General features: G+C 56.2%; 19 protein-coding genes and 1 pseudogene. 15 read left to right on the top strand and 5 right to left on the bottom strand.

Annotation, left to right across the window (positions count from 1 at the left end; all coding sequences use genetic code 11):
• Positions 1-48 precede the first annotated feature (48 nt).
• The 13 genes and pseudogenes from ACFSNN_RS03940 to ACFSNN_RS04000 all read left to right on the top strand — a co-directional run bounded on the left by ACFSNN_RS03940 (position 49) and on the right by ACFSNN_RS04000 (position 13,745).
• A complete protein-coding gene (locus tag ACFSNN_RS03940) occupies positions 49-1,092 on the top strand; it encodes a glycine betaine ABC transporter substrate-binding protein (protein WP_134466044.1) in 1,044 nt (347 codons plus the stop codon).
• 53 nt (positions 1,093-1,145) lie between these two features.
• Complete coding sequence (locus tag ACFSNN_RS03945) at positions 1,146-2,072, top strand: ABC transporter permease (RefSeq protein ID WP_134466043.1); 927 nt, start codon at positions 1,146-1,148, stop codon at positions 2,070-2,072.
• Complete coding sequence (locus ACFSNN_RS03950; RefSeq protein WP_134466042.1) at positions 2,069-2,899, top strand: betaine/proline/choline family ABC transporter ATP-binding protein; 831 nt, start codon at positions 2,069-2,071, stop codon at positions 2,897-2,899. Before ACFSNN_RS03945 ends, ACFSNN_RS03950 begins: the two co-directional genes overlap by 4 nt.
• 274 nt (positions 2,900-3,173) lie before the next feature.
• Positions 3,174-4,046, top strand: coding sequence for a formyltetrahydrofolate deformylase (gene purU / locus ACFSNN_RS03955; protein ID WP_134466041.1), 873 nt, complete (start codon positions 3,174-3,176; stop codon positions 4,044-4,046).
• Positions 4,047-4,074: 28 nt separating this feature from the next.
• Entirely contained in the window at positions 4,075-5,325 is a 1,251-nt protein-coding gene (locus ACFSNN_RS03960; RefSeq protein WP_134466040.1) for a sarcosine oxidase subunit beta family protein, read from the top strand.
• A 12-nt stretch (positions 5,326-5,337) separates the two neighbouring features.
• Entirely contained in the window at positions 5,338-5,658 is a 321-nt protein-coding gene (locus tag ACFSNN_RS03965; protein ID WP_134466039.1) for a sarcosine oxidase subunit delta, read from the top strand.
• A complete protein-coding gene (locus ACFSNN_RS03970; RefSeq protein WP_134466038.1) occupies positions 5,645-8,644 on the top strand; it encodes a sarcosine oxidase subunit alpha family protein in 3,000 nt (999 codons plus the stop codon). The genes ACFSNN_RS03965 and ACFSNN_RS03970 overlap by 14 nt, the downstream gene beginning before the upstream one ends.
• Positions 8,637-9,230 carry a sarcosine oxidase subunit gamma gene (locus ACFSNN_RS03975; protein ID WP_134466037.1) on the top strand — a complete coding sequence of 198 codons (594 nt, stop codon included), beginning with the start codon at positions 8,637-8,639 and terminating at the stop codon, positions 9,228-9,230. Before ACFSNN_RS03970 ends, ACFSNN_RS03975 begins: the two co-directional genes overlap by 8 nt.
• A 146-nt stretch (positions 9,231-9,376) precedes the next feature.
• Positions 9,377-10,279: a bifunctional methylenetetrahydrofolate dehydrogenase/methenyltetrahydrofolate cyclohydrolase FolD gene (folD, locus tag ACFSNN_RS03980; RefSeq protein ID WP_134466036.1), complete on the top strand. Its 903-nt coding sequence runs from the start codon at positions 9,377-9,379 to the stop codon at positions 10,277-10,279.
• Between the two features lie 76 nt (positions 10,280-10,355).
• Positions 10,356-10,735 (top strand): annotated as a pseudogene (locus ACFSNN_RS03985) (DUF3579 domain-containing protein).
• Between the two features lie 744 nt (positions 10,736-11,479).
• Positions 11,480-11,968: a cupin domain-containing protein gene (locus tag ACFSNN_RS03990; protein WP_134466035.1), complete on the top strand. Its 489-nt coding sequence runs from the start codon at positions 11,480-11,482 to the stop codon at positions 11,966-11,968.
• 270 nt (positions 11,969-12,238) lie between these two features.
• Positions 12,239-13,416, top strand: a protein-coding gene (locus tag ACFSNN_RS03995) for an IS3 family transposase (RefSeq protein ID WP_208949645.1) whose coding sequence is annotated in 2 segments (ribosomal slippage) — positions 12,239-12,506 and positions 12,506-13,416 — 1,179 coding nt in all. Because the reading frame shifts where the segments join, the coding sequence is not laid out codon by codon here.
• A 14-nt stretch (positions 13,417-13,430) separates the two neighbouring features.
• Positions 13,431-13,745 carry a helix-turn-helix domain-containing protein gene (locus ACFSNN_RS04000; protein WP_134466034.1) on the top strand — a complete coding sequence of 105 codons (315 nt, stop codon included), beginning with the start codon at positions 13,431-13,433 and terminating at the stop codon, positions 13,743-13,745.
• A gap of 27 nt (positions 13,746-13,772) precedes the next feature.
• Here the strand turns inward: ACFSNN_RS04000 and ACFSNN_RS04005 are convergent, their stop codons facing one another.
• The 5 genes from ACFSNN_RS04005 to ACFSNN_RS04025 form a co-directional block, all read right to left on the bottom strand.
• Complete coding sequence (locus tag ACFSNN_RS04005; protein WP_279631204.1) at positions 13,773-13,949, bottom strand: aromatic-ring-hydroxylating dioxygenase subunit beta; 177 nt, start codon at positions 13,947-13,949, stop codon at positions 13,773-13,775.
• A 110-nt stretch (positions 13,950-14,059) separates the two neighbouring features.
• Positions 14,060-14,266 (bottom strand): aromatic-ring-hydroxylating dioxygenase subunit beta, encoded by a 207-nt coding sequence (locus ACFSNN_RS04010; protein WP_279631202.1) that lies wholly within the window; start codon positions 14,264-14,266, stop codon positions 14,060-14,062.
• On the bottom strand, positions 14,263-14,661 hold the full coding sequence (locus ACFSNN_RS04015; RefSeq protein WP_244323229.1) for an SRPBCC family protein: 399 nt from the start codon (positions 14,659-14,661) through the stop codon (positions 14,263-14,265). The genes ACFSNN_RS04010 and ACFSNN_RS04015 overlap by 4 nt, the downstream gene beginning before the upstream one ends.
• Complete coding sequence (locus ACFSNN_RS04020; protein ID WP_377747698.1) at positions 14,622-15,677, bottom strand: Rieske 2Fe-2S domain-containing protein; 1,056 nt, start codon at positions 15,675-15,677, stop codon at positions 14,622-14,624. The genes ACFSNN_RS04015 and ACFSNN_RS04020 overlap by 40 nt, the downstream gene beginning before the upstream one ends.
• A gap of 247 nt (positions 15,678-15,924) precedes the next feature.
• Positions 15,925-16,113, bottom strand: a complete 189-nt coding sequence (locus tag ACFSNN_RS04025; RefSeq protein ID WP_134466033.1) for a hemerythrin domain-containing protein — start codon at positions 16,111-16,113, stop codon at positions 15,925-15,927.
• 400 nt (positions 16,114-16,513) lie between these two features.
• Here ACFSNN_RS04025 and ACFSNN_RS04030 point away from each other — a divergent pair, with 400 nt between their 5' ends.
• Complete coding sequence (locus ACFSNN_RS04030; protein ID WP_134466032.1) at positions 16,514-17,659, top strand: porin; 1,146 nt, start codon at positions 16,514-16,516, stop codon at positions 17,657-17,659.
• Positions 17,660-17,791: 132 nt separating this feature from the next.
• The gene (locus ACFSNN_RS04035) at positions 17,792-19,468 is read left to right on the top strand and encodes an electron transfer flavoprotein-ubiquinone oxidoreductase (RefSeq protein WP_377688926.1); all 1,677 of its coding nucleotides are present in this window, start codon (positions 17,792-17,794) and stop codon (positions 19,466-19,468) included.
• Positions 19,469-19,559: the final 91 nt, after the last annotated feature.

Genomic DNA, 19,559 nt, shown 5'->3' on the forward strand with positions numbered 1-19,559 from the left:
CGGTAGCAGGTTGGTTGGAAATAGTCAGTTGAAACACACGAGGCATCTATGAACTGTCAGAAGCTGCTGGTTTGTGCTGCGGTCACGTTAGGCTTGGCCGGGGTTTCCTTTTCCGCGTCCGCGGCCACCACATCCGCCTGGTGTAGCTCGGGCAAACCGATTCGATTTGCTGAAGTTGGCTGGGATAGCGGAAAATTCTTCACCGAAATCGCTAGGTACGTCGTCGAGAAGGGGTATGGATGCAAGACTGAGACGGTTGGAGGCTCGAACTCGATCACGACGGGCGCTGTCGCAACAAATGATTTGCAAGTGTTCGTCGAGTACTGGAACGGGCGCACGTCTGCGATCGAAGCGGCTGCGAAGGAGGGAAAGATCAAAGTCATTGGCGACTTGGTGAAGGGAGGTAGTGTGGAGGGGTTCTACGTTCCCGAGTATGTCGTCAAGGGGGATCCGAAGCGAGGCCTCAAGCCCATCGCGGCGGACCTCAAGTCCGTATCGCAATTGCAGAGCTACAGTAAGATTTTTATCGACCCCGAGGATCCATCAAAGGGCAGCTTCTTGAACTGTCCGATTGGATGGCAATGCGAGTCCGACAATACCCAAAAGCTGAAAGCGTATCAGCTTGACAAGGAGTATTCGAATACGCACCCTGGAACGGGCGCCGCCATGGATGCGACCATCTCGTCGGCCTACGAGCGAGGCAAACCCATTCTTTACTATTACTTCCAGCCCTCGACGTTGCTCGCTCGTTATCCGTCGATTCGGCTTGATGAGCCGGCGTTCAACGAAGCATGTTGGAAGACTATCAACAATAGCAAGGACGCAAACCCGTGTCCTAGCGCGTCTCCTATAACAAATCTCAAGATTCTCGTCTCGACACCATTCGCCAATGGTGACCCCTCGATCACCGACTTCTTAAGCAAAATGTCGTTGCCGATGTCAGCAGTTAGTCAGGCGCTGTCGAGCATGGGTTCTTCCAAGGTTGATCCCAGGACGTTGGCGGTTCAATACATAAAATCGAATCCTCAGGAACTTGCTACCTGGGTTCCTGCAAGCGTAGCGCAAAAGGTTGAAGCGTCAATTTCGAAATAAGCGTAGCTCTGCTGGCCACGTTGCTGTGGCCAGTGGAAAGTGGAGGCAGCGCAGTGAAGGACATTTTTATTCCAGTGAACCTCGCAGACGCAATCAATCGCGGGTTCACACAGATCGTGCAAAAGTATGCCGACCAGTTCCATCAGGTGAGTGTATGGCTTCTCTCGTGGGTTTTGAATCCGGTAGAGCACACCCTCTTGGCGTTGCCCCCACTAGTTGTGCTGCTGCTGCTGGGAGCCCTGACGTGGATTGGCAGTCGAAGAATTGGGACCACTCTTGTCATGATGGCGCTGACGTATGCCATCGGTTGTCTAGGCTTGTGGGACAAGCTGATGGCAACCGTGTCCATAATGCTCGTATCCGTGCTCGTGACTGTCATGATTGGTGTGCCGACGGGCATTGCGATGGGGAAATCGAAAACGTTGCGTCGAGCCATGAACCCGATTCTCGACATGATGCAAACGCTTCCCTCATTCGTGTACCTCATTCCCGTGCTGATGCTGTTTGGGTTGGGTCGCGTGCCGGCTGTCCTTGCCACGACGGTGTATGCTCTGCCTCCTCTTATGAGGCTAACAGAGCTGGGGCTGCGGCAACTGCCGGAAGACGTTCTGGAGGCGTCGCAAGCGTTTGGAGCGACCCCCCTGCAACAGCTCTTTAGCGTCGAATTGCCGCTTGCCCGGCCCTCGATCATGGCTGGTCTGAATCAGGCGGTGATGATGTCGCTCGCTATGGTTGTGATTGCTTCGATGATCGGAGCAAAAGGCCTCGGTGAAGACGTGCTGTCGAGCATCAACAATCTGGACATGGGGCAGGGCGTGCAGGCAGGGCTCGCCATTGTGATGCTCGCTGTGGTGTTTGACCGGGTAACGCAAGCCTACGGTAGATCGCGTCGCGAGCGTCTGCGCGTTGCTAAAGCAAGCTCGGCGAGGAAGGCGAAATCATCCACTTCCGGTGAGCACGGGCATGAGGTGCGGGCATGAGCGCAACTATTCTCGAACTGCGAAATCTGTACAAAATCTTCGGTCGCGACGAGCGAAGCGTTCGGTCCGCTCACGAGGCGGCGAAAGGAGGATCCTCGCGGCAGGATATCCTTGAGAAAACACACTGCACTGTGGCTGTGCGGGATGTTTCACTGGACATCGTCGAAGGCGAGATCTTTGTGATCATGGGTCTCTCGGGGTCCGGAAAGTCAACGCTCGTACGGCATTTCAACCGGTTGATCGAACCGACTTCCGGACAGCTCTTGTTCCGAGAAAGAGACATCCTTAAATTGTCGCGAGTGGAACTGCGTTCGGTCCGCCGGCACAGAGTAGGAATGGTGTTTCAGAGCTTTGCGTTGTTGCCCCACAAGACCGTCATGGAGAACATCATCTTCGGACGTCTGCTGCGCGGTGATACGAAGTCGGATTCAATCGAAGACGCGAATAAATGGCTGGATGGCCGTATGGGCCTCAAGGGCTACGCAGACAAGTTTCCTGACGAACTGTCGGGAGGCATGCGTCAGCGCGTGGGACTTGCACGCGCACTGGTGTCAGATCCGGACGTGTTGCTTATGGACGAGGCGTTCTCGGCCCTTGATCCACTCATCCGTTGCGATCTTCAGGACCTGCTGCTGGAAATGCAGTCGGATCTGAAAAAAACCATCATCTTCATCACACATGATATTGATGAGGCGATGAAGCTCGGTTCTCGTATCGCCATCATGAAGGACGGAGAGGTCGTGCAAGTCGGGAGTCCGGACGAGATTCGCAGTCGTCCGGCGAACGAGTATGTGCGCCGCTTCTTCACAAAGAGCAACGCGGCGTAATGGTCGCCGTCTTGCCGGCGCTGGCCACTTTCCAATGTGTGAAGCGGTAACGGGTGGGTGCAGTCTCTCAGTGCTTCGGTTCGTCCTTCTGGCCGATACCGAAGACGTTCGCGCCCAGTCCTCGGTGGTCTGGGCGGCCTTTGTTGGTCCACCCAACCCTATTCGCCGTGCCAAAGAAAACCTGCCCGGGCAACGTGGGGGCAACTATGCAAAACAGGGCCGCGCGGCGACCTGCTGAAAAACAGTTTTCATCATTTCGATTCTGGGATCGTCCATGTCTACCGCAGCAGAGCATAAGCACTCGAATTATCTCTTCTCGTTTGAATGTCCCGACCGCCTGGGCATATTGGCCAAGGTGGCGGGGCTGCTCTATGAACAAGGAGTTTTTGTTACCGAGTCATTTCACTATGGAGACCCCGAGACGAAGAAATTCTTCGCGCGGATGGTCTTCAACGACCACGCGATGAAGGCTCCGCTCGGCGAAGTTCGCGAGAAGATCAACCGTATCGCCAAAGAACTCGAGATGACGTTCACACTGCGGCCAGCGAATTACCGGCCCAAAGTCTTGATCGCAGTTTCGAAGTACGACCACTGTCTCAACCTGATCCTGACAAAGTGGCGGGCGGGCGCCTTGGCAATCGATATCGTCGGTGTAGTCTCAAACCACGACGATTGCCGAAGCCTCGTCGAATGGTACCGCATTCCGTTCCATCATTTCCCAATCACGGCGCAGACGAAGCCCCAGCAGGAGGCTCAGATCCTCGAACTCTTCGCAGAGACCAAAAGTGAACTGTTGGTCCTCGCTCGCTATATGCAGATTCTCTCCGATGACATGAGTCGCCGACTCGAAGGTCGCGCAATCAACATTCATCATTCTTTCCTGCCCGGGTTCAAAGGCGCGCGTCCATATCACCAAGCGCACGAACGCGGCGTGAAAGTGATAGGCGCCACTGCTCACTTTGTAACAAGCGATCTGGATGAGGGTCCGATCATCGCTCAAGAAGTGAAACAGATCGACCACACGTACTCGGCAGACGACATGGTCCTGGTCGGCCACGATACTGAGGCCGTTGCGCTCGCGCATGCGGTTCGGCTGTTCAGCGAAGGTCGAATCTTCCTGAACGGCCATCGTACGGTTGTTCTGTGACCATCCAATTTAGACGACGAGGTCGCGCTTGGAACATTACTCATTCTGGTCACTCGCGAAGCATGCACTCTCGGGGCACCGCAACTGGCCCCAGGCGTGGCGCTCCCGCGAGCCGAAATCGCGTTATGACGTCGTTATCGTGGGCGGCGGCGGTCAAGGTCTCGCAACTGCCTATTACCTGGCAAAGAATCACGGCATTACCGATGTCGCAGTCCTCGAGAAGGGCTGGCTCGGCGGAGGCAACACCGGTCGTAACACGACTGCAATCCGGTCGAACTACTTCTATCGGGAGAGCACGGATTTCTTCGACCGGTCGTTGGACCTCTACGAGGGCTTGAGCAAGGAGTTGAACTACAACGTCATGCTGAGCCAGCATGGTGCTGTGACCCTTGCTCACAGCCCGGGCCAGATGGATGGCTTGGAACGTTGGTCGAACTCGATTCAGCTTCAGGGGATCGATGCGGAGATGCTCGATGTTCACCAGGTCAAAGAATTCATGTCCCCTCTGGACACGAGTCGGAGCGCTCGGTTTCCAATCTACGGCGGTTTTATACAACGACGGGCAGGGGTAGCGCGACATGACGCAGTTGCGTGGGGATACGCACGAGGTGCCGATGCGCTTGGGGTCGACATAATCCAGAACTGCGAGGTCTCCGGCGTACGAATGGCTGGCAATCGCGTTCGTGGCGTTGAAACGAACCGTGGTTCGATTGAGGCCGACAAGGTGGTCTTTGCGGTTGCAGGTCATTCGACAGTATTGGCGAAGATGGCGGGCATCACTTTGCCCATCACGAGCGTGGCTTTACAAGCGATGGTGAGTGAGCCGATCAAGCCAGTTCTAGATGGCCTGGTTGTGTCACCTCTTGTTCATTGCTACGTCAGTCAGTCAGATCGTGGCGAAATCCTCATAGGTGGTCGCGCGGATGCTTATCCATCGTACGGTCAGCGGGGGACGCTTCCAGCGCTGGAAGACACATTGAGTTCGACGCTAAATCTGTTTCCCGCCTTCAGTCGGCTCAAGCTCATGCGCCAGTGGGCGGGCATCGTCGACATCTCGCCGGACACTAGCCCGATCATCGGGAAGACTCCGGTTACGGCGTTGTATATCAGTACGGGTTGGGGTACGGGTGGTTTCAAAGCGATTCCTGTTGGCGGAGAAACGCTGGCCTACACAGTTGCTAACGACCAACCCCATCCGCTCATTGAACCTTTCGGTATAGAACGCTTCCAGACTGGTCGCTTTGTCAATGAGGCCGCAGCAGCCGGCGTCGATCACTAAATTAGAGAAACCATGTTACGCATTCTGTGTCCTCACTGCGGCAGCACCCGAGACGAAGACGAGTTCACCTTCGGCGGACCTTATGAGCGAGTTCGTCCGAGCGCTCCGCATGAACTCAACGATTCGCAATGGGCTGGCTACCTCTTCACGCGCGAGAACATTCGCGGCGCCTCCCTCGAGCGCTGGCGACACACGTTCGGCTGCCGGCAGTGGTTCGGAGTCGAACGTGATACCGTCACTCACAGCCTGATTCGAGTTTTTACCTTCGCTGAAGTGCCTCGCCACTCGGATAGCGAAAAGCGGGTCGCGGGAGGCGTTCATGAAGCCGCTTGAGCGTGTTACCCCTTTCGGAAAACTCGCAGGTGAGCAACAGCGCAAAGTGCAGTTCACGTTCGACGGGAAGTCCTATGAGGGGCTGGAAGGCGATACGCTCGCTGCGGCGTTGCTTTCGAATGGAGTTGCGATTGTGGGTCGCAGTTTCAAACTGCACAGACCTCGCGGAATCATGGGTGGTTGGGTTGAGGAAACCAACGGTCTTATGCAGCTCGAATCAGGCCAATTCGACGAACCCAATGTTCGATCGACGATGATGCCGCTTTATCCGGGCCTTAAGGCTTCGAGCCAGAACGCATGGCCGAGCGCGCAGCACGATGTGCTGAGTGTGATGGACAAATTCTCGAAAGTGCTGCCGGCCTCGTTCTACTACAAATCGATGATGTGGCCGAACTGGCATTTCTACGAGCGCTTTGTTCGGCCGATTGCTGGCCTGGGCAAAGCGCCGAAGGAGCCTGATGCGCAGGAGTACCTGAAACAGAACGTTCATTGCGATCTGCTGATCGTTGGTGGCGGCCCCGCCGGCCTTGTGGCTGCCCTGATTGCAGGTCAAGCCGGCCTCCGCGTCATCGTTGCCGATGACCGGGATCAGTTTGGTGGCTCGCTACTCGGAGAGCGTTTTCGCATCGACGGTCAACCGGGAGCTAAATGGGTTCAAGCTACCGTTGCTCAGCTTGAGGCACTCCCCAACGTTCAGTTGCTTCCCCGCACGAACGTGAGCGGCTACTACGAGGGCAATTTCCTTGCGGCCGCGCAGCGCGTGGCCAATCATCTGGGACCGAAGGGACAGGAAGGGCGCCTCCGCGAGCGCCTTTGGCGAATTCGCACGAAGACTGTGATTCTCGCGACCGGTGCAATCGAGCGGCCGCTGGTGTTTGCGAACAACGATCGTCCGGGAATTATGCTCGCCTCAGCGGTGCGTATGTACGTGAACCGCTTTGGTGTTGTTCCCGGAAAGAATGTCGTTATTGCGACGAACAACGACGACGCGTATCGAACCGCGCTCGATTTAAGCAAAGTTGGTGTGAAGAAGGTTTGCGTGGTAGATACGCGAGCGAAGGTCGCCGACGAACTCGTGCGCGATCTGACGAAGCTGGGCATTCGTCACTACGTCGGCCACGGCATCCGCGATGTGGTCGGAACGCGCAGGGTGAGGGCGTTGAAGATAGCGGCTCACAGGGGCGGAGGAAAGCTTGATAGAGAAACAACGACCATCCAGTGCGATCTGGTCGCCATGTCAAGCGGATGGACTCCGACTATTCACCTTTTCAGCCAGGCGGGTGGCGCACTCACATATGATGAGGCGCTTGCATGCCTGGTGCCGAGTGCGTGTTCGCAGGACGTGCAAGTGATCGGCGCAGCGAACGGCACGTTCCCTCTCCCGCTGTGCATCCAGCAAGGCATCCAAGCCGGCGAAGCGGTTGTCGAGCGACTCGGGAGCAAGGTCGCCGCAAGTCAGCTTCCGCTGAGGACGCACGCGGTAGCGGAGGAATCGCTTAGGATCGAGCCCTATTGGTACACACGTAGTGCGCCGATGGACAAGCAGTGGCTGGACTTCCAGTATGACGTGAAGGTCTCGGACGTCGATTTGGCCATGCGGGAAAACTTCCGATCGGTGGAGCATGTCAAGCGATACACCACAGGGGGTATGAGCATTGACCAAGGAAAGTCGAGCAACTTCAACATTTTGGCGGTGATGGCCGAGTTGAGCGAACAGCCCATCGAGAAAGTTGGTACGACCCGTTTTCGCCCGCCTTACCAACCGGTGACGATTGGCGCGTTCGCTGGTAACACCCGTGGCGAGCTGTATGCGCCATGGCAGGCCCTGCACGCTTCTTCATCCCACGTCGCAGCTCGTGCGAGCTTCGCTGACTATGGCTGGCGGCGTCCCGAGTGCTACCTCCGTGGCAACGAAGATGTGGCTGCGGCAACAAAGCGTGAAGCGCTCGCGGTGCGCAACGGCGTCGGCATGTTTGACGGCTCTCCGTTAGGTAAGCTCGAAGTGAAGGGGCCTGACGCGGCGACGTTTCTGAACCGGATGTACGTAAACAATCTTGCGACGCTGAAGGTAGGCGCTGCTCGCTACGCGATGCTCACGAACGAAAACGGCGTGCTCATCGACGACGGCGTGGTCGTCCGTCTTGCTAACGATCACTTCCTTGTCCACGCGACTAGCGCGGCTGTCGGTAGGGTCTTCCTGCTGATGGAGGAGTTGCTGCAGTGTGAGTGGCCTGAACTTCGTGTCTTCGTGAATAACGTCACGTCTCAATGGGCCAACGTGACCGTCTCCGGCCCGATGGCGCGAGTGGTCATGCAGGACCTGAATTCGAACATCGATTTCGATGCCCAAAACTTCCCGCATATGCATTTCCGGGTTGGAACGCTTGCCGGAGTTCCGGTTCGGATTCTGCGCGCGAGTTTCACGGGCGAGGTCACGTACGAAATCTCCATCGCCAACCGATACGGCAAGTCACTTTGGGACGCGATTGCTGAGGTCGGAGAGCGCTATGGCATTACGCCCTACGGCATTGAGGCGCTCGAAGTACTTCGAACTGAGAAAGGCTATATACACATTGGCGCCGATACTGACGGAAATTCGAATCCACTGGACATCGGTTGGGCGAAGATCATAGAGAAAAAGGCTGATGACTTCATTGGACGCAGGTCTCTTCAGCGGCCAGCGGACAGGGGTACAGATCGCCTAGAGTACGTCGGACTTGAGTCGCTTGACCCGAACATCAAGCTGCCCGTCGGTGGTCATTTTGTGAATGAAGCAAATCCGAAGATGCCGAGCCCGTCGCAAGGTTACGTCACGTCATCGTGTCTCAGCCCGACGCTGCACAAATCGATTGGGATGGGCATCTTACGCAACGGTGCATCGAGGCTCGGTGAGACTGTGAATATCTATGCAAAGGGAAAGATGACCATCGCTCGCGTTGTTCCGACGGCGCATTTTGATCCAAAGGGAGAACGTCTCAATGGTTAAGTTCAACGCAAGATCGACTTTTTCCCATGAGTACGTCGATAAATGTGTGTTTCCGATTCAAACATCGACGCTGCAGATCACCGAGTTGCCTCTCTCTGGCATTTTGCGAGTGCAGGGCCGCCAGTCGGATGCAGCTTTCGTTTCTACGGCGGGGGAGAATCTGGGTGTGCAGCTGCCTGCACCCTCCAGGACAGTTTCCAACGGAGATGTCACCGTGATATGGGCCGGGCCGAACGAGTATCTCTGCTTCTGTGCGTTGGAGAATGAAGCGCAGTACGAGAATGCGTTGAAGAGCGCGCTGGAGGGGAAGTTTGCCGCGGTCACGCTTGTATCCGATAGCCGGTTCGGTGTACGCGTCTCCGGATCGAACGCAGCCGCGTTTATCGCTCAAGGCTGTTCGATCGACATGGACACAGGTAGCTTTCCGATTGGGCACGCGGTGACTACGAGATTTGCGAGCCTGCCCGCAATCCTGATCCATCGAGCCACGCGAGAATATATCTTGTACGTCGATATCGGCTATGTGGAATACATTTTGAAGTGGCTAGTAGCTGAGTCAAACGAGTACAGGCACGTCGCCGCGTAGGGCGCCGACCAGGCACCCGGTCCCTAGTGTAAGACGAGGCGCGACCTAGCGTAAACCAGGTGCGGTTTCGTCGCATCCAATTACTCTCATTCGGACACTAGGGCGTACACACTTTTAGAGTTTATTCATCACGTGTTGAGTCGAATATGAATCAAGCAAAGATCATCGATGGGCTTGCGGTGTCGAAGGCGCTGCGTGAGGAAGTGGCACGTCGCGCCCGTGTGCTGAAAGCGAAAGGCACCACGCCGGGTCTCGCCGTTATTCTGGTCGGCGATGACCCCGCCAGTGCTGTCTATGTTCGCAACAAGGTGAAAGCGTGCGAGCAGAACGGTCTGTCTTCCAACCTCGAACGCTTGCCGGCCGATGTCAGAGAGGCGCAGCTTCTGGCGCGAATTGAAGAACTGAACGCGGACCCGAATATCCACGGCATTCTTGTTCAGCTTCCGCTGCCTCGCCACATTAACAGCCACAACGTCATTGAGACAATCTCGGCGTCAAAGGACGTGGACGGATTTCACGTCGCAAATGCTGGCTCGCTGATGACCGGGATGCCCCAGTTTCGGCCGTGTACCCCATATGGCGTAATGAAAATGCTTGAGGCGTATCAGATTGCGATCACTGGAAAAAATGCAGTCGTAATTGGCCGCTCGAACATCGTCGGAAAGCCGATGGCGCTGCTCCTCCTGGAAGCCGGTGCGACCGTCACCGTATGTCACAGCAAAACGGCGGACTTGGCCTATCACACTCGGAACGCGGATATCGTTGTCGCTGCGGTTGGTAAGCGCAACATACTGACAGGCGATATGGTCAAGCCATGTGCCACGATTATCGACGTCGGCATGAACAAAACGGACGAGGGCAAGCTTTGCGGCGATGTCGACTTCGCATCTGTTAGCAAAGTGGCCGGCTACGTCACACCCGTTCCGGGTGGAGTAGGGCCGATGACGATCACAATGCTGCTCGTCAATACACTAGAATCCGCTGAGCGAAGCGCTCACCCGGGTCCGGATGATGTCGCCTTGGTTCATTCGGAAGCGGTCAAGGCGTAAGTCATCTCTTGTGGCCCCGAGCGCCACGCGTGTACATTCGCCTGTGCATGCGCCCGCCGCCAACTAGACAAAAGACATGGCCGTATCTTCTCCTATTGAGTACTTCATTCAACGCATCACTAAAAGTGAGAGCAAGTCTCGACCACGCGACTGGTCAGAGCGTCTGTGCGGTGTGATGTCCGGGTTCGGTGCCAAGGCGAGTGGCCGAACGCCAACATGCAGTATTCCTTGTAAGCGCGTCCGACGATAATCGGTGGCATCAAGGCCTTGATCCGGGATTAACGGCTGCGCGAAATTGAGGCGATGGCCTTCGACTTTGCGCTGAAATTTGCGAAGGAAAATGACCTCGTGGTGACCGAGGCGTGCGAACTGCCGCTGCATTTCGCCATGGAGACACGAAGCGAAGTTCTCCCACGGGGAACGGTTCGCGATTTGTGCGCAGACTTGCTTGGGTAGTCATCTTAGTTTGGTGCGCCGCCGGGATTTCGGGGCCACGCCGGTGCGTACGGCGGTCGCCTGAATCACGGTTCCACGCCGCGGAACACGGCCTGTCCTAGGTGTGACCAATGCTCCTCTGCTGCTGCGATGGCCGCGTGGACATCGCAATGACCCTCGCGGTACGAAGCTCGTACGGGCGATGCAATCGCAACGAACTATTGACTGACGCATCTTCTCACTCGCGGACGAAAATGCGCATCGCGAGCACGCTTCTTGCATGATGAACTCGCGCGGCAAATCCGAGGATTCACGCCGGCAAGGGTTGCGCAAACCCGAAGATGATCTTTGTCAAAACGGTCGAGCATTTGCACATGTTTGACGAGCATGAACGGGGCGGCGATTCAGATTCCATCGCAGGTGGATCCCGAACACTCGAGGAACATCGGCATGGGAAGCGAACCGCCGTTGCATCTCGGTCCTTGTTCACCGAAATGTTGTCTGTCTCGTTACGCCTGAGCCAAGAACTCGGGGCTGTGTTCGGAAAGAAGCGGTGAAAGTTGGCGCTAAAGTGATGACGTTTTAGGTTTTGGCTTTGACGAAAAAGTACAGTGGGGTGAGCCTCAACAACAGAATTCGTGCTCAATCTTTTAGCGGCGCCGCACACCTATCGGCTCATGCTCTTAACCGGGCGGATTTGCAACGCGTCATATGATGAATGCTAGAGGCGGCCGGTGATGTAAAAGAGCCGCACCTGGAGAAACGATGTCCCTCTCCCCAAAAGCGAAGGTGCTTTCCGGGCTTTACCGGAATTGCGTCTTTCGGTCCGATTCGCGCGCTGAAGCGCACGAGCACGTCGCCCGAGAGTTCTCCGAGCACGTTTTTAACTGGAAGCAGGGCGCACCGAACGCCGCGCTGTTCAAAGGTGAGCTCAATCAGTTAAAGGTCTATTCCTTGTCCTATGGCGCGCAGATTGAAATCACACCGTGCTCGTTTGACGGCTTTACTTTGGTGCATACGTCGCTTTCAGGCGAAGCCGAGTTCGAGTGCGATGGTCGCTCAATCCGCGTGCCTGAAGGCCGCACGGCAGTGCTCGCACCCAGGCAAAACTGCCGGCTTCGCTGGCTCGCTGGTACGCAGCAGCTTATCGTGCGCGTGCCTGACAAATTGTTGGGCGATGTGAGAAGCCTGCTGCCGGACGAGAAGGTAGATTTAATGGCGGGGCTACTTCCTCGCTCGCTCGGCTCGCAGTAGGACTTCATCATCCAGTCGCTTCTTAACAACCTATCGATGCCAGACGACGGCGGCTTGCATTCTGTATGGCTCGATCACTTCGAGCGCAACCTCGCGTTCTTCCTGCTCGCACATCGGGCCGAGCCGAAGCCGCTTGTGGTTGAGACCCGCCCATCGGGCCAGCCTCCTCTGCATGGGGGCATTCGAGCGAACGGTCTTCGGTGTGATGGTCTAATTTCCTCGGGCAGGTCGATAGGAGGACAATCCTGAATCGACGAGGAAAAACAATAGATGACAAGAAGGCGCCGACAATTTGACGCCAGCTTCAAGCTGGAAGTGGTACGGATGGTACGAGACCAGGGTTTATCGGTCAGTGAAGTCAGCCGGTCGATGGACCTTGTTGAGACGGCCGTACGGCGGTGGGTGGCGCAGTACGATGCGGAACGTGCCGGTGGCCCCGGTGAGGGCAAACCGCTGACTGCGGAACAGCAGCGCATCCGGCAACTTGAAGCTGAGAACCGGCAATTGCGAGAGGACAACGCGCTGCTAAAAAAAGCGTCGGCCTTCTTTGCCCGGGAACTGAAGTGACTTACCGCGTGGTAAATCACTTGCAACAGGAGGCCGTATCGGTCAGTCACGCCTGCCGGGTTTTGCAGGTGAGCCGCTCTGGCTACTATGCACACCGGCGCGCAAAGCCGAGTGCAAAGAGTCTGCAGGAGCGGACCCACGTCAAGGCAGCATTCGCCGCCAGCGGCGCGAGCTATGGCAGCCGGCGTGTGATGCATGCGCTGCGGCAGCAAGGGCTGCATATTGGTCGCTATCGCGTGCGTGCACTGATGCGCGAAGCGGGCCTGCGCACGAGCTGGAAGCGCAAGTTCGTCTCGACGACCGACAGCAGGCATACGCTAGCTGTGGCCGCAAACGTGCTCGACCGGCGGTTTGACGTGGACGAGCCTAATCGTGCGTGGGTTTCTGATATCACGTATATCCGCACGGCGCAGGGCTGGCTGTATCTGGCGGTCGTGCTGGACCTGTTCTCACGCAAGGTCGTCGGCTGGGCCATGTCGCCCAACATGCCGGCCGGACTGGTCATGTCGGCACTGACAATGGCGTTGCAGCAACGCCGGCCAGCGCCGGGCCTGGTCCTACATTCGGACAGGGGCAGTCAATATGCGAGTGACGAGTACCAAGCCTTGCTGAAGCGGCATCACGTGGTTTGTAGCATGAGTCGAAAGGGAAATTGCTGGGACAACTCGGTGATGGAACGGTTCTTCCTGAACCTGAAAATGGAGCGCGTGTGGCAGCGTCAGTACGCCAACCACGACGAGGCACGGCGCGACATCAACCAGTACATCGTCGGCTTCTACAATGCCGTACGTCTACATTCGACCTTGGGCTATCTGTCGCCCGCTGCCTACGAGGCGAAACCGATAGTGAAAGAACCTATCGGCCTGTCCAAAATAACTTGACCACTACACGGGAGATGGACGCCGTGCTTGCCTACATCGATTCAAGGCTGTGTGCGCCCATCTCGCTGGAAGATCTTGCACGTGCCGCAAGCATGAGCTCCCGCGCGCTCAACATACTTTGCCATCGCCATCACGGTGTGCCGCCAATGAAATTGCTTCGCAATTTGCGACTTGACGCCGCGCGTGCGCGACTTTTGGGGGACGCCTCGGCAAGCATCACGGACACAGCACTTGCTCTGGGATTCGGGCATTTGGGGCGGTTCTCGGCGTACTTCTTCTCACGATTCCAAGAACTTCCCCGGGACACGCGGAGAAGGCGAGAAAGCTGAGCCTGATCGCGCCCCTTCCTGATCTGACTACACGTGATAGAAGTCAAGGACCGAGTCGATCTTGTCGTTAAGCAACACAATATGTTTCTTCATGATGATCCAACTCGAACCCGAAGGCTTCAGGCGATGGGTCGAATCACCGAAGAAGTACGACGATGTCCCGAACCGATAACCATGTGTCGCCCACTTGGCAGTGGCTTCCAACTCGCCGTCGTCGAGCGGTCGTACAATTACATTGCATCACCTGATGCAGCGTGCGCGGCATCGGGGACGAGGCGGCTGACTTGCCTGTCCCAAGGCGGAATACGCCGTCTTCAAGACCCCGCTCGCGTCGCGTAGTGAATGAGCGACATACTGCGCTTCGGATCGGTCGTGTAGACATGTTCCGATTCCCACTGCGGAATATGGAACTCCGACTTTGGGTCGAACAGTTCAAGATAGTCAACCCACTGCCGCTTGTCGCACAAGTCCGCTTTGCGGTACAGGAACTGCTCCACGCTTTTGAGAACGTCCACCGTCATTGCTGCTCTCCTTCATTCGCCTGCGCAATGCCTCGTGCATTTTCGATTCGCGCATCAAGTCCCATCACGAGTGCATCGCGCCATGCACCGTGCTGATTGACGTATAGACCCTCGTGCGTCAATTCGGCGCCCGTAAGGACAGGGCTGATGCCGAGTGTTTCGGCGTTCGGCGTGCTCCCCGTGATCCATCTGTCGCAACCACGTGAGATATCGTTCCACTCTTCCATTCGGCCTTGGAAGCCGCGCTGTGCTTCGCGGAATTCGGAGAGGTCGTCAGGCGTGCCCATGCCCGACACGTTGAAGAAATCCTCAAATTGGCGGATCCGGCTTTCGCGATCCTTGTCGGACTCCCCCTTTACGCCGATGCACTGACTGATGATTTCCGTCTTGTCCACGCGACAGGCCGGATGATACGCAACTGCGAGCTGATCTGATCCATGAAGAAGAGGCTCGGATAGAGATTCAGATTGCGCAGCCGTTTCATCATCCACGAGGCCTTCTTTTCACCGTGCTCCTCGACCAGACGCGGCATGATGGTCGCGTAGCCCGGACGCACTTCGGGGTTCGGCATATCGCTGAACAGAACGCTGTGGCCGTTTTTAAACGAGAACCAACCGTCGTCCGTGTTTGAGTCGCCCGCGCCAAGCTTGCGGTAGTCAAGTGAGTTGTTGACATCCGAGCCCTCTTTCGCGTTAATCTCCATGCGGTGCGTGACGGTCGCGACGTAGTTGTAGCGGACGGTGCTCACGTGATAGCCGTCGAGACCGTTCTCGTTCTGTAGTTTCCAGTTCCCTTGATACGTGTAGTGACCTTTGCCGGGCAGTACTTCGAGCTCACCCGTGGGCGACTGCGCCACCATCAGGTCGAGAAACATCCTTGCGTCACCCAGACAATCCTCGAGCGAATGTGTGCCTTCGGTATCAAGATTGACGAACACGAAGCCCCTGTAGCTTGCAACGCGCGCCTTCTTCAGGTCGCGGTGCGTAATGTCGAATCCCGATGGATACTCTGAGGGCGCCTTGACCTTCAGAAGCTTGCCATCGGAGCGGAACGTCCATGCGTGAAATGAGCATACAAAGGTCGACTGATGCCCGCGCGAAAGGCGCGTGAGCGTTGCGCCCCGGTGTGCGCAGGCATTGACGAGCGCATTCAACTGGGCTTTGGCGTCACACGTGATGATGAGGGGTTGACGACTCGCCTGCATTGTGACGTAGTCGTTCGGTCGGCTGATTTCACTCTCGTGGCAAGCGTAGATCCAGTTCTTCTCCAAGATCATCTCCATCTCGAGATCGAAGAGTTCGGGCTCGGTAAACATCGCCCCCGCTACTCGGTAGACGTTTTCTTCCGGGCGGAAGTCAAGGCAACCGGTGGCGAACTCGCGCCACTGTTGTTCCGTTCGTTTGATAGACATGGTCTCTCCTTTCAGCTTCGACGATCGCACCGCGACTGTCGGTCTTTATGCAATTGATTGATGGTTCACCGGGGATTTATGCGAGGCGCACCTGCGCGGCGTGCGATCTCATTCGACGCAGCACCAGAGGGGCGCCGCCCGCTGTCTTTTTTAAGACCCACGCGGCGAGGGCCGAATCCATGTAATCGGAGTGACCAGGAAACCAGTCGGCGAGCGCTTCTGCGAGCGCAACCGCCACCCCCGTGTCTCACGCTGCAACCAGAACACTCACTTCCCGTACCGATGCGAGCACGTTCTCATGTTCCTCGATGTGGCATTCACGAGCCGGAAACGCGTATTGCTTCATGAGTCGCGCCTCGAGCGCGAAGTGGCTCTCGACGTGATGCGAGAGCTTTTCCATGATCGCAGGGATCGGCTCATCGTTAGCGTGGAGCATCGCATGCACGAGGGCAGCTTTTTTTATTGACAAAAAATCACGATGACAGGTCGGCGTGGAAGTAAAGCGCTAAGGATTGCGATCGAACTGACAATGTTCGCGACAAACTCCCCGAATCCCCTTTAGTCCCATCTGAGGCCGTGGTGTTGCTTCGTCGCACAAAAACCCGATCCGCATAAATCGACAACCCAGACGCGTCCAATTACCGTCACGCCTCATGTTTATCGAAACCCTAGCCCCTTGGATGTTTTTTGGAATGCAAGACATGACATTCTTTCGTTTGCAGAAGATTTTTCGGCTTCTTAGGCTCCCGATTGCATTACATCAAGGGACTTCAGGCGACGCGGTCAGCCGGAAGTTAACAAAACAATGACGTGGACGGGTGTATTTGGAGGTTGAGATGAAGAAGTCCCTGCTTGCTCTTGCCTTGACGACCGTATGGATGTCGGCGGCCTACGCCCAGTCGAGCGTGACCTTGTATGGGGTCATCGACGAAGGCCTCAACTATACGAACAACACCGGCGGTCACCACAACTTCGAGATGGCGTCCGGGTATGGGTACGGGAGTCGTTGGGGCCTCAAGGGTTCGGAAGATCTCGGCGCGGGGGTCAAGACGAACTTCGTCCTCGAAAACGGCTTCGATCTCAATAGCGGCCGTGCCAATCAAGGTGGACGGATGTTTGGACGTCAAGCGTTCGTTGGCGTCGCGCAAGACTCTTATGGCTCGATTACGCTTGGCCGGCAATACGACTCAGTTGTCGACTATGTCGCACCAACGACCGCGAATGGCAACTGGGCTGGTTACCTTTTCGCGCATCCGTTCGATAACGACAACACCGACAATTCGTTTCGCTTAAGCAATTCCGTCAAATACACGAGTCCGAACATAGGAGGATTCAAGTTCGGCGGTTTGTACGGCTTTAGTAACACGGCGGGGCAGTTCTCCAACAACCGTGCGATGAGCGTAGGCGCGAGTTATTCCGGAGGGCCGTTCACCATTGGTGTGGCCTATATAGACGTCGACAATATCGGGATCGGAGCCACAGGAGCCGTTGCGGCTAATGACGCCAGCTTCTTTGCTTCGAGCCAACGGGAATTCGGGGTCGGCATTAACTACAAGATCGGGTTGGCGTCGCTCGGCTTCACCTACACTCACTCCAAAATTGAAAGTCCACTGGGAAACGGATATATAACCCCGTCAAATTTCCCCGCTGGAATCACGGTTAATTCGCTTACATTCAATAATTTCGAGGTCAATGCACAGTATTTTTTTACTCCTAGTTTCTTTGCTGGTGCGATGTACACGTATACCAACGGGCGATATGACGCCAGTAACGAAAATTCGAAGCCGAAATGGCACATGGCGGGCTTGGTGGCGGATTATTATCTCTCGAAACGCACGGATGTCTATGCGCAGATCGTGTATCAGAAAGTCTCAGCTTCGACGGGAACGTTTCTCGATAATGCGTACATTTCGGGAGCGGATAATTCGTCTTCAACGAATAAGCAATTTGTCGCGCGTATTGGTATGAAACATCTTTTCTAAGCTGCCGGCTTCTGCGGACTGCGGCGCCGTCATACGAGCCAGCGGACAGCGCAGGATTTGCCGAGTTCGGCAGTTCCTCTTTAAACGGGGGAACTGCTTTGTTTTTGCCTCGCTAAATGTGGTGGAAATCAGATGGAAGTATATGAAGATCTTGTCTCAAGGTTCGGCCCGCGCGAATCGATGGATTACGATATCGTCATCGTTGGGGGCGGTCCGGCTGGACTGGCGGCAGCAATTCGTTTGAAGCAGTTAGCAAAAGAGGCGAATCAAGAAATCAGCGTTTGCGTCCTCGAGAAAGGTTCCGAGATCGGGGCGCATATTTTGTCCGGCGCGGTCATGGATCCGCGCGCTTTGTCAGAGTTGATACCCAATTGGAAAGCGCTGGGTGCTCCCCTCGAGGTCGAGGTTACGGAGGATAGATTCCTGTTTTTATCGCGGGAGAAAGCGTTTCGCGTGCCGCACGCACTTTTGCCCGGTTGCTTCAAGAATGACGGCAATTACGTGATCAGTCTTGGAAAGGTGGCAAGATGGCTCGGAGAGCAAGCAGTTCAGCTGGGCGTCGACGTTTTTCCAGGATATGCGGCTGCCGAGATTCTTTATGACGAAGACGGCGCTGTGAAGGGTGTTGCGACGGGCAATGTCGGTTTGGGAAAGGACGGTTTTCCGACTGCCGGGTTCCAGTTGGGAATGGAACTGAGTGCGAAATATACGCTGTTTTGTGAGGGAGCTCGGGGGAGTCTTGGCCGGCAACTAGAGGAGAAATTCAATCTCAGGGCGGCCTCTCAGCCACAGGTGTACGGTCTCGGTATAAAGGAGCTCTGGGAGGTTAACCCGACAGTGCATAAAGCGGGGCTCGTCGTCCACACTGCCGGTTGGCCGCTTGATTCCAAAACATACGGGGGATCGTTTCTTTATCACCTGGAGGACAACCTCGTTGCGGTCGGATTTGTCGTGGGCCTGGGCTACGCCAATCCCTATTTATCGCCTTTCCAAGAATTACAGCAATACAAGACTCATCCAGCCATCCGGTGGTTCCTCGAGGGCGGCAAGCGCGTGTCCTATGGCGCAAGGGCGATAGCCGCCGGTGGCCTGTGTTCACTGCCAAAACTGACTTTCCCTGGTGGCGCATTGGCCGGCTGCGAGGCTGGGTTCCTAAATGCGTCCCGGATCAAAGGCAGCCATGCCGCAATCAAGACTGGAATGCTGGCGGCGGAGGCCGCTTTTGAAGCCATTTGTGCCGGTCGGTCCTTGGATGAACTCACCAGCTATCCGGCGGCTTTTGGGCGCTCGTGGCTGAAGGATGAACTGCATAGGGCTCGCAACTTCAAGCAATGGATGAGCAAGGGCCTGTACCTGGGTGGTGCGATGGTAGCGCTTGAGCAAAAGCTCATGGGCGGAAGATTCCCTTGGACCATTCAACACTCGGGCGAAGATCACCGAAGGCTCCAGGCCGCCGCCAATTACAGTCCGATCGACTATCCCAAGCCTGACAACAAGATTACATTTGACCGTCTCTCGTCGGTCTTCATCGCGAACGTGAATCATGCCGAGAGCCAACCTCCCCATCTGACGTTGAAAGACGCAGAGGTTCCACAGAAGCTGAACCTCGCGACGTTCGCGGGTCCCGAAGCGCGCTATTGCCCGGCTGCGGTGTATGAATATCTGAAGGACAAGAAAGGACGGGAAAAACTCCATATCAACGCCCAGAACTGTGTCCATTGCAAGACGTGTGACATCAAGGATCCCAGCCAGAACATTGTCTGGACCCCTCCAGAGGGGGGCGGAGGGCCGAATTACAGCGCGATGTGACGCAACATCGCTGAAGCTAGCTCGAATGAGCATGACATCCATAAATTCATGCACGCCATTAGATATCGTGGCTTGCGTGGAGGCATCGAAG

The organism is Paraburkholderia dipogonis (assembly GCF_042680985.1).
Taxonomy (GTDB): domain Bacteria; phylum Pseudomonadota; class Gammaproteobacteria; order Burkholderiales; family Burkholderiaceae; genus Paraburkholderia; species Paraburkholderia phytofirmans.

Bases quoted from the DNA above. Each gene is read 5' to 3' on its own strand.
- ACFSNN_RS03940 (WP_134466044.1), top strand. From the start codon at position 49: ATGAACTGTCAGAAGCTGCTGGTTTGTGCTGCGGTCACGTTAGGCTTG.
- ACFSNN_RS03950 (WP_134466042.1), top strand. From the start codon at position 2,069: ATGAGCGCAACTATTCTCGAACTGCGAAATCTGTACAAAATCTTCGGT.
- purU (WP_134466041.1), top strand. From the start codon at position 3,174: ATGTCTACCGCAGCAGAGCATAAGCACTCGAATTATCTCTTCTCGTTT.
- ACFSNN_RS03965 (WP_134466039.1), top strand. From the start codon at position 5,338: ATGTTACGCATTCTGTGTCCTCACTGCGGCAGCACCCGAGACGAAGAC.
- ACFSNN_RS03970 (WP_134466038.1), top strand. From the start codon at position 5,645: ATGAAGCCGCTTGAGCGTGTTACCCCTTTCGGAAAACTCGCAGGTGAG.
- ACFSNN_RS03975 (WP_134466037.1), top strand. From the start codon at position 8,637: ATGGTTAAGTTCAACGCAAGATCGACTTTTTCCCATGAGTACGTCGAT.
- folD (WP_134466036.1), top strand. From the start codon at position 9,377: ATGAATCAAGCAAAGATCATCGATGGGCTTGCGGTGTCGAAGGCGCTG.
- ACFSNN_RS03990 (WP_134466035.1), top strand. From the start codon at position 11,480: ATGTCCCTCTCCCCAAAAGCGAAGGTGCTTTCCGGGCTTTACCGGAAT.
- ACFSNN_RS04000 (WP_134466034.1), top strand. From the start codon at position 13,431: ATGGACGCCGTGCTTGCCTACATCGATTCAAGGCTGTGTGCGCCCATC.
- ACFSNN_RS04010 (WP_279631202.1), bottom strand. From the start codon at position 14,266: ATGACGGTGGACGTTCTCAAAAGCGTGGAGCAGTTCCTGTACCGCAAA.
- ACFSNN_RS04020 (WP_377747698.1), bottom strand. From the start codon at position 15,677: ATGTCTATCAAACGAACGGAACAACAGTGGCGCGAGTTCGCCACCGGT.
- ACFSNN_RS04025 (WP_134466033.1), bottom strand. From the start codon at position 16,113: ATGCTCCACGCTAACGATGAGCCGATCCCTGCGATCATGGAAAAGCTC.
- ACFSNN_RS04030 (WP_134466032.1), top strand. From the start codon at position 16,514: ATGAAGAAGTCCCTGCTTGCTCTTGCCTTGACGACCGTATGGATGTCG.
- ACFSNN_RS04035 (WP_377688926.1), top strand. From the start codon at position 17,792: ATGGAAGTATATGAAGATCTTGTCTCAAGGTTCGGCCCGCGCGAATCG.